Source organism: Aeromonas sp. HMWF014, assembly GCF_963878295.1.
GTDB lineage: Bacteria > Pseudomonadota > Gammaproteobacteria > Enterobacterales > Aeromonadaceae > Aeromonas > Aeromonas popoffii.
Genome location: NZ_CAWNYS010000239.1, coordinates 1 through 9,550, shown reverse-complemented (window position 1 = coordinate 9,550; position 9,550 = coordinate 1). Strand labels below are relative to the sequence as shown.

The window sequence follows — 9,550 nt, the reverse complement described above, 5'->3', positions numbered from 1 at the left end:
ACCCTGACCGATGCTGAGGTGGCGCAGGGCGCGGTCGTTCATGTCGAGGGTACGCGGCCAGAGGATGTTGGCAGGGTCGATGTCTAGCCGCGGCAAACCGGTTCTGGCGGTGAACTCATCGCCCAGTTTCTGCTCGTGGAACAAGCGGGCATCCAGCGCGGCGGCGGCCAGGTTGTGGGCGGCGGTGAGAGCGTGAAAATCGCCGGTCAGGTGGAGGTTCATCTCCTCCATCGGCACCACCTGGGCATGGCCACCCCCGGCGGCGCCCCCCTTGACCCCGAATACCGGGCCGAGACTCGGCTGGCGTATGGTGGCGATGCTGGGCTGGCCTATGTGGTTGAGCCCCATGGAGAGACCGAGGGTCGTGACCGTCTTGCCCTCGCCGAGGGGCGTCGGGGTGATGGCGCTCACCAGTACCAGCTTGCCCGCCTTGCCAGCAGGTTGGTTGAGCAGGCCGAGGCTGAGCTTGCCCTTGTAGTGACCGTGAGGACTGAGCAGGTGAGCCGGGATGCACAAGTGTTCGGCCAGCACCTGGATGGGAAGACGGGGGGACTGGCGGGAGATCTCGATATCGCTTAGCATCAGCACCTCGTTGGCATGTCAGGTCAAATATGCGGCGCAGTCTAGTGGAATCAACAGGGTTATCCAATGAGTAATAACATTTTATCCGGCAGTCGTGAGCTGCATCTAACGCCCATACTGCTGGATCTCAACGCCCTCTACCACCCGCCCAAGCGGCCGCTCACCGCCCTTGGCATCGTCAGTGCCTTCATGCCGCTGTTCGGTTATGGCTGGCAGGCGATGATCCAGGATCCCGAGACCCACTTTCGTCACGAACTGGGCAAACGCATCAACAAACACAAGACGGATGAGGCCAATCTCATCCTGATATTGCAGTTGGCCGGCATGCTCGATTGTCACTGCCTGCACATCAGGCTGCCCTATGTCTTGAGCGAAGAGCAAATTGCCACCTTGCGGCGCCGCCTGCCTCGCTGGCAAATAATGCAGACCGATCAGCTGTTGGTGGCCGAACTGCCGCAGCCAGCCGAACCTGGGTCGCCACCGTCTGGCGCCTCCACATCATAAATCCCGGCTCGGGCTTATTCTTTGCGATCCCAATAGTGGGGGGCGAGATAACGCTCCTGCACGAATTCGATGAAACAGCGCACCTTGGCCGACACGAAACGGCGGTGCGGATAGAGGGCATAGAGCCCCACCTGCCCCTTCTCCCACTTCGGCAGCAGTGACACCAGCGCCCCCGAGCGCAGTGCATCGCCGACGATGAAGGTGGGCTGCAATATGATGCCCTGATGATCGCAGGCGGCCCGGGTCAGGGCCACACCGTTGTTGGCGCGAAGCGACCCCTGCGGGCGAATGCTCAGCTGCTCACCATCCCGTTTGAAGACCCAGTCCGGCTGGGTCAGGGTGTAGATGAGGCAGTCGTGTTGCTTGAGATCCTCCGGGCTCTGCGGCGCGCCCTTGCGGGCCAGGTAAGCGGGGCTGGCACACACCTCCAGCTTCATCATGGCCAGCGGTTTGGCCACCAGAGAGGAGTCTGGCAGGTTGCCGATGCGCAGCGCCAGATCGAACCCCTCTTCCACCAAGGCCACTCGCCGGTCGCTGTACTCTATCTCCAGCTTCAGGTCCGGGAAGCGTTCACGAAACAGCGGCAGGGCGGGGGAGAGGTGCAGGTAGCCAAAGTCCATCGGCACCGATAGCTTGAGGGTGCCCTGAGGCTGCTGGTTGTTGCGGGTGAGCTGGCTGTGGGTCTCTTCCAGCTCTGCCAGCAGGGCCTGGGATCGCTGGTAGTGGAACTGGCCCGCCTCTGTGGGGTTGACCTGACGGGTGGTGCGCGACAGCAGACGGGTGGAGAGGGACTCCTCCAGCTGCTGCATCAGCTTGGAGGCCATGGCGACCGAGATGCCGAGCTGGTTGGCGGCCTTGGTAAAACTCTGACACTCCACCACCTTGATGAAGGTGCGCATGGCGGCTATCTGGTCCATCTTTCACTCTCAGTTGATAATTATTTTAATAAATCGCTGATTATCTATTCCGCTATGGAGGTTAGCATCTTGGCTGTTGTTGTGAACCCCCAATATGAAGGAACGAACGGATGAAAATGACCAAGGCCCTGCTGGCCTCCTGCCTGTTTATGGCAGCCCCCCTGATGGCGGCTGATTACGATGTCGATGCGGCTCACACCACTGTCCAGTTCAAGGTGGGGCACCTCGGCTTCTCCGAGCTGGTCGGTCGTTTCAACACCTTCAGCGGCACCTTCAGCATGGACGATGCCAATCCGGCTGCGGCCAGGGCGAGCTTCGAAGTGGATGCAGCCAGCGTGGACTCCAACCACGAAGCCCGCGACAAACACTTGCGCAGCCCCGATTTTCTGGACGTGAAGCAGTATCCCAAGATGACCTTCGTCAGCTCTGCTTATGAGGGCACCACGGATAAAGGCGTACTGAAAGGGACCCTGACCTTGCACGGCGTCTCCAAAGAGGTGGCCTTCGATCTGGTCAAGATCGGCGAGGGCAAGGATCCTTGGGGCGGCTATCGCAGCGGCTTCAACGCCTCCGCCACCATCAAGCGCAGTGACTTCGGTGTGAGCTACATGTTGCCCGGCATTCCGGACGAGATGAGTATCAACCTGTTCGTCGAAGGCGTGCGCAAGTAATGGGCGCAGCACTCCTGCTACAAACCCTGGCGGCTCCTTTAGGGGCCGCTTTGCTGTCATGGCGCTGGCCGCGACTGGGGTATCTGTGGGGCGCTCTGGCGCTCTGGCTGGTGGGCTGCCTGCTGGGTGGCGCCTATGGGCTGCCGGCCAAGGCGTGGCAATGGCTGCCGCTGATCTTGCTGGTGCCGGCGATTGCGGCGCAACTGGCGGACAAGCGGGCCGCGTTGTTGCTGTTCGCGGCGCTCTCCGCTCTGGTGTGGTGGCAGGGGATGGCCTCTGTGCTGAGCAGTGAGCCGCGCATCTGGCTGGCATTGCTGCCCGCCATCGCCTGGTTGGGGTGGACCGAGCTGCGTGGTGACTGCCGCGAAGGGCTGGGCTTTGCCCTTGGCTTCATCTGGCTGGCGCTGGTGATCGGCATCGACGGCAGCTTGCTGATTGCCCAGTTGGCGGGGGCCCTGGCTGCCTTTGCCGGTTTCCGCGCCCTGCTCGGCGCCTTTGCCGGTATTAAGGCGGCGCCTGCCGCGCTCGGGTTGGTACTGGCCTTCATGCAGATGCTCGCCTGGCAATACGTGGAAGTGCCGCTTGTGGTCTTGCTGCCGGTCTGGCTGTTGCCACTGCTGGAGTGGGCCTTGCGCAACAAGCCCTGGATCCAGCGTTGGGTTGTGCTGATCCTGCTGGCGGGAGTAGGCACTGGATTGAGTCTGTGGAAGGTGTGGCCAGAGGCCTCTTTGTACTGATTTTTAGCATAAAAAACAGTCGATTAACCCGAAAGTTGACGACTTCGTCATAGACTGTATAGATAAAGATTGAGCCCCCCTGTGGATTCAGATAAAAAGGTTTTTCAATTATCTGGACACACAAACAGAACCCGGTGATACCGGGTTTTGTTTGCCTGCTTGTTTGCGGCGCGCTAAGGAGGCCACAGTTGCGCAGTCAAGGATCTGAGCATCTGTTTTTTCGCCATTTCACCGAGCAGGGCCGCCTCGATGGTCTCTGTATCCTGCTGGTTACCCACCTGCTTCCCGATCGCCCCCAGTTTATCCAGGCCCTCGATCACATCGGGCGGATCGGCGCCATCCTGCCCAAACCCAAGTCAGTGCACGGCCCGACCCTGACCTGGGCCCAGCAGCATTACCCCGTGCTGCCGCTTAACCGCCAGTGGACCAATACGCCGCAGGGGGTGATAGAGCACATAGCCCCCCTGGTGGCCCCCCATGAACGGCTGATTATTCTGGACATAGGTGGCTACTTTGCTAAAACCCAGGCGACCCTGAGCGAGTATTTCGGCCCCCGTTTCCTCGGGGTGGTGGAGATGACCGAAAACGGCCATCAGCGCTACCAACAGGAGGTGCTGGTGACCCCTGTCATCTCGGTGGCGCGCAGCCCCCTCAAGCAGGCCGAGGATATCCAGATTGGTCTGAGCGTGGTCTACTCCGCCGAGTCGTTGGCACGTACGCTAAACCGCACCTTCAACGTCTGTCAGGCCGCTCTATTCGGCTATGGCAAGGTGGGGCGCAGCATCGCCCGCGAGCTCAGGTGCCGCAACCTGCATCTGGAGCTGGTGGAGACAGACGTGCTGCGTCAGGTGGAGGCGCTCTCCCACGGCTTCAAGCTGGTGGGCAAGGCCGAGGCGCTCAGTCGGGCCGAGCTGGTGATCTGCTCCACCGGCAACGGTGCGCTGGACCTGGCCGATCTGCAGCAGTTGCGCCCTGGCGCCATGCTGGCCTCGGTCACCTCGGCCGATGACGAATTCGCATTTTGTCTCTCTCGGCTGCCCTGGCCGAGCGAGGAGGTGTGCCCCCATGTGCTGGCGCTGACCCGGCCCGATGGCAGCACCATCTTCCTGCTCAACCGGGGGGAGGCGGTCAATTTCGTCCACGGCGCTGTCATCGGCGAATATGTCTATCTGGTGCTGGCGGAGATCATCGAAGGGGTGCGCCAGCTGGCGCAGCAACCCCTGGCCCCTGGCCTGTTCGATCTGCCGCAGTCGACCATGCGCACCATAGCCCGTCACTGGCTAAGCGATTTCCACGGGGTCAGCCAGTGAGCCGGGCTGCACTCTTTGCTTAGAGCAGCAGACATGGCGGGTCATCATTATCCCCCTTCCCCGCTGGCCGATTTTTATGGAGTCACCCAATGACAGAGTTGTTAATTCCCATCAGCAAGCCCCGCATCGAGATCCGCTACTGCACCCTCTGTCGCTGGATGCTGCGCGCCGCCTGGCTGGCGCAGGAGCTGCTCTCCACCTTCGACAGCGATCTTGGCGAAGTGGCGCTGGTGCCCGCCAGCAAGGGGGAGTTCCGTATTCTGGTAAATGGCGTGCTGGTGTGGGACCGGGTGGCTGACGAGGGCTTCCCCGAGGCCAAAGAGATCAAGCAGCGGGTGCGCGATGTCATCGCCCCACAGCGGGATCTGGGCCACTCGGATCGCAAGGCGGCCGAGTAGCGTCAACTTGGCATATCGCCTGCAAAGGTTGTCAGCAATATAGAAAAAGGAGAGGGAGGCCATGGCCTCCCTCTCCTTGTTTAGTTTCCCGCCTGCGGGGATGTGGCAATAACCTTATGCGCGCCAGGCGGAGGTGAGGCGCACCAGCTCCACCAGGGTGGCGACCGCTTTTTCCATGGATTGCAGCGGTATGAACTCGTGCTTGCCGTGGAAGTTGTGGCCACCGGTGAAGAGGTTGGGGCAGGGCAGGCCCATAAAGGAGAGGCGGGCACCGTCGGTCCCGCCGCGGATCGGCTTGATCTTGGGCTCCACGTCTGCGGCCTCCATGGCGGCGCGGGCCAGCTCGACTATGTGCATGTGCGGCTCAATCTGGCTGCGCATATTGCGATAGCTGTCAGTCAGGGTCAGCTCGATGCGGGCCTTGGGATACTCGGCCTGCATGGCGGCGACCCGGCTCTGCATCTCGGCCTTGCGCGCGGCGAAATGTTCGTCGTCGAAGTCACGGATGATGTAGTGCAGGGTGCTCTCCTCTACGGTGCCGCTCATCTGGGCCAGATGGAAGAAGCCCTCATACCCGTCGGTGCACTCCGGGGTCTGCCCGGCGGGCATGGCGGCGTGGAAGCGGGCGGCCAGGGTCTGGCTGTTGATCATGCTGCCCTTGGCGGTGCCGGGGTGGACGTTGTTGCCGACAAAGCGCAGGTTGGCGCTGGCGGCGTTGAAATTTTCATACTCCAGCTCCCCCAGTTCGCCGCCATCCACGGTATAGGCCCAGCGAGCCGGGAAGCGGTCCAGCGGGAAGCGATCTGCGCCGCGGCCGATCTCTTCGTCCGGAGTGAAGCCGACCCAGACGTCGCCACGGGGGATCTCGGGGTGGGCCTGCAGATGGGCGATGGCGCTGAGGATCTCGGCGATACCCGCCTTGTCATCGGCGCCCAGCAGGGTAGTGCCGTCGGTGGTGATGAGATCCTGGCCCAGATAGTTTTTCAGGAAACGGTAGTCACGGATGGCGAGCACCTCATCCCCCTTGCCCAGACAAATGTCCCCTCCCTGATAGTGCTCGATAAGCTGGGGGACCACCTGCTCGGCCTCGTAGTCGGCGGTATCCATGTGGGCAATCAGGCCGATGGCGGGGGCATCCGGCTGGTTGCCCGGCAGGCAGCCGGTGAGGTAGCCGTGCTCGTCCAGGGCGACCCGGGTCAGCCCCATCTGCTGCATCTCATCTTGCAGGGCACGGGCGAAGATCAGCTGGCCTTCGCTGCTGGGGCAGGCGGGATTGGTCGCATCGGAGCGGGTATGAAACGTCACGTAACGCAAAAAGCGCTCAAGCAGGGTATCCATTGGCAAGCCTCAAACCTGTGATGAAGGACCATTGTGGTCAATCTTGCCGGGGCGCTTATTGCGTCAGCGCAGTTTTTGTCACATTTTTTGGCGAAGATGTGGTGTGAAGCGTGTAAGGTAGAGCAAGCGGTGGCTAGTGATATTCTACGTAGAATAAAATAACGCGAAATCTGCATTTTTAAGCGTGCTGTCATGAGGCCCTATGAGATGTGCGGCGGGGTGCCACAAGGGCTCTGCCCGAGGGGGCCAATCCCGCGCTATTTTCAGGGGCAAGAATGACCTGCGGGTGAGCCTCGGCATCCCAGTGCCAGCCTCATCGGCAGCAAGATTTGATCGCCTTATTAAAAGCAGTTTTTGAACACTATTTTTTATTGTCACCGCTGGCGGTAAGTGTGTACACTCCGCGCCGATCCAAGGGTAACCCTGAAGCAGGCTGAGGCCGCCAGAAACCTGAAAGATCATACGCCTATAGGGCGAGGCACGCAGAAACGACAGACACTGCTGGGGTATGGTTTCTTTAATACCGGTTAGGCTCCGGTATCAGGGAGAACAACGGACACTCATTATCCATCTGACCGAGTGAGCCAATGGCTCATCATCTTCCCTTGTCATGGGCGGTCACGGGTATTGGGTTGGGCTGTGGTCGTGGTCGTCTATCAACACGCTTGCGTGCTGGCGCCCTCGCTTTCTTCTTTGAAACCTCCCTTGTCGTCGTGATGCTGCCGAATGATGAACTGACGGCGTGGCTGATGTCGTCTGTCATCAAAGTACCGCGGCGCTGTTTGCGCAGCACCGCATACCGTTGAGCTTGATGTAAAGCCACCAGCCCCACATCAAGACTCGTTACTTCCCAAAATCCACCAGGCAGCCACAGGCTTGCCGCGATGTGCAAAGAGATGGTCTGGATGTGACAGCGAGTCACGGTCGAGGTCAAGCGGCCCTGCGCCGCGGGCTCAGACAGAGGACTTTCCAGACTCCAGCAGGCAGCGTTGGCTCGCCACGCTTTGCACGAGATGGTCTGGATGTGATTGAGGGTAACGAAGGCGGCCACTGGCCGCTCATTTGCGAGGCATAGCCCATGACTAACTGGTCCAGCAAGGACTCCTTGAAGGTCTACAACGTTCCCTACTGGGGTGCGGGTTTTTTCAACATCAATGACGCCGGTCATGTGACCGTCGCGCCCGACAAATCACGCCCTGACGCACACATCGTCATCTCTGATGCTATCGAACAGTTGCGTCAGTCCGGGCTGACCACCCCCGTGTTGCTGCGCTTCCCTGACATCCTCAAGAGTCGGGTCGATGCGCTGTTCAACGCCTTTGGTCAGGCCATCGAGAAGTCAGGCTATGAAGGGGACTACCTCTGTGTTTACCCGATCAAGGTAAACCAGCAGAGTCGTGTCATCGAGACCATCAGCCAGTCCTACAGCGACAAGCCCCGGCTTGGCCTGGAAGCTGGTTCCAAACCGGAACTGCTGGCCGTGCTGTCCCATCACCATGAGCAAGGCTCGGTGATCGTCTGCAACGGTTACAAAGACCGCGAATATATCCGCCACGCCCTCTTGGGCAACCTGATGGGCCACAAGGTCTATATCGTGGTGGAAAAACCCTCTGAACTGGAAATGGTGCTGGACGAGTCAGCTCGCCTCAACATCAAGCCCAACATAGGGGTGCGCGCCAAGCTTGCCTCCACCGGCTCCGGCATGTGGGAATCGAGCGGCGGCTCCATGTCCAAATTTGGCCTCTCCGCCTCCCAGATCCTGGCGCTGGTCGAGCGTCTGCGCAGTGTCGGCAAGCTGGATTGCCTGCAACTGCTGCACTTCCATCTGGGCTCCCAGATCGCCAACATCCGCGACATTCAGGGCGGGATCCGCGAGTGCGGCCGCTTCTATTCCGAGTTGCGTCGCTTGGGCGTGCCCGTCGACGTGGTCGACGTGGGGGGGGGCTTGGGTGTGGACTATGAGGGCACCCGCTCCCAGAGTCACTGCTCCGCCAACTACAGCCTGTCCGAGTACGCCAACAACGTGGTGTGGGGCATAGGCGATGTGTGCCGCGAGTTTGACCTGCCGCACCCGACCATCATCAGCGAGTCCGGCCGTGCCCTGACCGCTCACCACGCCGTGCTGGTCACCAATCTGATTGGTGCCGAAGGGGTGGAGATGAGCGACATCAGCGCGCCGGATGAAGATGCTCCCACCATTTTGCAGAACATGTGGAAAGGCTGGCTGGATCTTCGCAGCGAAGATCCCTCCCTGCTGGAGATCTTCCACGACTCGGTGGCGGATCTGGGCGATGTGAACACCCAGTACACCATGGGCCTGCTCAACCTGGAGCAACGTGCCTGGGCCGAGATGTTGCACCAGAACACCTGTCTGATGCTCAAAGAGCTGCTCAACCCGGTCAACCGCAACCACCGCGCCTTGGCTGACGAGCTCTCCGAGAAACTGGCCGACAAGTGTTTTGCCAATTTCTCACTGTTCCAGTCCCTGCCGGATGCCTGGGGTATCGGTCAGGTATTCCCGGTGATGCCGCTGACCGGTCTCGATCGTCCGCTCAGCCGCCGCGGTATTCTGATGGACATCACCTGCGACTCGGACGGTCAGGTAGAGCACTACGTCGACGGTCTGGGTGTCGAGAGCACGCTGCCGATGCCGGAGTACGCCGAGAACGAAGTGTGCCACGTCGGCTTCTTCCTGGTCGGTGCCTATCAGGAGATCCTGGGGGATCTGCACAACCTGTTCGGTGACACTCACTGCGCGGAAGTGTGTCTCGATGAAGAGGGCAAGATGGAGATTCGCAATGTGGTGCGCGGCGATACCGTCGATCAGCTGCTGCGTTACGTCAACATCGACCCCTCCGTCATTCGCGAGAACTATCAGCGCATTGTCTCCCACCCGGTGCTGGACGACGCGACCCGCAAAGCCCTGCTCGACGAGCTGGAGCTGGGTCTGCAAGGCTACGCCTATCTGGAAGACGAATAAGCCTCAGGCTTGTTCGCCCCGTCGGTGGAAACAAAAAGACGGGAATGAAAAAACGGCGCCTTCGGGCGTAATGCCAGTCAGTTAAGCCTGACTGGCATTGTTTTTATTTGTTT

Annotated in this window: 10 protein-coding genes; 6 read left to right on the top strand and 4 right to left on the bottom strand. The window is 60.5% G+C overall.

The features are described 5' to 3' along the window. A partial coding sequence (locus AAC083_RS09620; RefSeq protein ID WP_146181638.1) for a formate--tetrahydrofolate ligase occupies positions 1-582 on the bottom strand: 582 nt, incomplete at its 3' end. 66 nt (positions 583-648) lie between these two features. On the opposite strand from AAC083_RS09620, the gene AAC083_RS09615 reads away from it, so the two are divergent. Continuing rightward, complete coding sequence (locus AAC083_RS09615; RefSeq protein WP_042034594.1) at positions 649-1,086, top strand: hypothetical protein; 438 nt, start codon at positions 649-651, stop codon at positions 1,084-1,086. 14 nt (positions 1,087-1,100) lie between these two features. Here AAC083_RS09615 and AAC083_RS09610 read toward each other — a convergent pair whose 3' ends face one another. Then, a complete protein-coding gene (locus AAC083_RS09610; protein WP_108536464.1) occupies positions 1,101-2,003 on the bottom strand; it encodes a LysR family transcriptional regulator in 903 nt (300 codons plus the stop codon). Positions 2,004-2,113: 110 nt separating this feature from the next. Between AAC083_RS09610 and AAC083_RS09605 the strand changes: the two genes are divergently transcribed. From AAC083_RS09605 to AAC083_RS09590, 4 genes are all read left to right on the top strand, one after another. Then, positions 2,114-2,674 carry a YceI family protein gene (locus AAC083_RS09605; protein ID WP_108536463.1) on the top strand — a complete coding sequence of 187 codons (561 nt, stop codon included), beginning with the start codon at positions 2,114-2,116 and terminating at the stop codon, positions 2,672-2,674. Beyond that, positions 2,674-3,411: a hypothetical protein gene (locus tag AAC083_RS09600; RefSeq protein WP_108536462.1), complete on the top strand. Its 738-nt coding sequence runs from the start codon at positions 2,674-2,676 to the stop codon at positions 3,409-3,411. The genes AAC083_RS09605 and AAC083_RS09600 overlap by 1 nt, the downstream gene beginning before the upstream one ends. A 188-nt stretch (positions 3,412-3,599) precedes the next feature. Beyond that, a complete protein-coding gene (locus AAC083_RS09595; RefSeq protein WP_108536461.1) occupies positions 3,600-4,721 on the top strand; it encodes an adenosylhomocysteinase in 1,122 nt (373 codons plus the stop codon). A gap of 89 nt (positions 4,722-4,810) precedes the next feature. Beyond that, on the top strand, positions 4,811-5,119 hold the full coding sequence (locus AAC083_RS09590) for a SelT/SelW/SelH family protein (protein ID WP_108536460.1): 309 nt from the start codon (positions 4,811-4,813) through the stop codon (positions 5,117-5,119). A gap of 114 nt (positions 5,120-5,233) precedes the next feature. On the opposite strand, the gene pepT is transcribed toward AAC083_RS09590, so the two are convergent. Next, the gene (gene pepT, locus AAC083_RS09585) at positions 5,234-6,457 is read right to left on the bottom strand and encodes a peptidase T (RefSeq protein ID WP_108536459.1); all 1,224 of its coding nucleotides are present in this window, start codon (positions 6,455-6,457) and stop codon (positions 5,234-5,236) included. A 595-nt stretch (positions 6,458-7,052) separates the two neighbouring features. Next, positions 7,053-7,508: a hypothetical protein gene (locus AAC083_RS09580; RefSeq protein WP_181364704.1), complete on the bottom strand. Its 456-nt coding sequence runs from the start codon at positions 7,506-7,508 to the stop codon at positions 7,053-7,055. A 27-nt stretch (positions 7,509-7,535) separates the two neighbouring features. On the opposite strand from AAC083_RS09580, the gene speA reads away from it, so the two are divergent. Continuing rightward, positions 7,536-9,437, top strand: a complete 1,902-nt coding sequence (gene speA / locus AAC083_RS09575; protein ID WP_108536458.1) for a biosynthetic arginine decarboxylase — start codon at positions 7,536-7,538, stop codon at positions 9,435-9,437. Positions 9,438-9,550: the final 113 nt, after the last annotated feature.